This is a genomic window from Actinomadura sp. SCN-SB (assembly GCF_043906805.1).
Lineage (GTDB): Bacteria > Actinomycetota > Actinomycetes > Streptosporangiales > Streptosporangiaceae > Spirillospora.
The window spans coordinates 1-633 of record NZ_JBIMPP010000186.1 but is presented as its reverse complement, the minus strand read 5'-3'; the positions used below and the strand labels follow the sequence as shown (position 1 = coordinate 633).

Annotated in this window: 1 rRNA gene; it reads left to right on the top strand. The window is 57.5% G+C overall.

The window, feature by feature from the left end:
• Positions 1-633, top strand: a 23S ribosomal RNA gene (locus tag ACGWYJ_RS38975); the annotation flags it as partial.

The window sequence follows — 633 nt, the reverse complement described above, 5'->3', positions numbered from 1 at the left end:
TTCTGGTTCGTGATGGCGTGCCTTTTGAAGAATGAGCCTGCGAGTTATGGTGTGTGGCGAGGTTAACCGGTGGCGGGTAGCCGTAGCGAAAGCGAGTCTGAAGAGGGCGTTTGAGTCGCATGCTGTAGACCCGAAGCGGGGTGATCTAGCCATGGGCAGGGTGAAGCGCCGGTAAGACGGTGTGGAGGCCCGAACCCACCAGGGTTGAAAACCTGGGGGATGACCTGTGGTTAGGGGTGAAAGGCCAATCAAACTCCGTGATAGCTGGTTCTCCCCGAAATGCATTTAGGTGCAGCGTTGCGTGTTTCTTGCCGGAGGTAGAGCTACTGGATGGCCGATGGGCCCGACAAGGTTACTGACGTCAGCCAAACTCCGAATGCCGGTAAGTGAGAGCGTGGCAGTGAGACTGCGGGGGATAAGCTTCGTAGTCGAGAGGGAAACAGCCCAGATCGCCGGTTAAGGCCCCTAAGCGTGTGCTAAGTGGGAAAGGATGTGGAGTTGCCGTGACAACCAGGAGGTTGGCTTAGAAGCAGCCATCCTTGAAAGAGTGCGTAATAGCTCACTGGTCAAGTGATTCCGCGCCGACAATGTAGCGGGGCTCAAGCACACCGCCGAAGCCGTGGCACTGGCGCC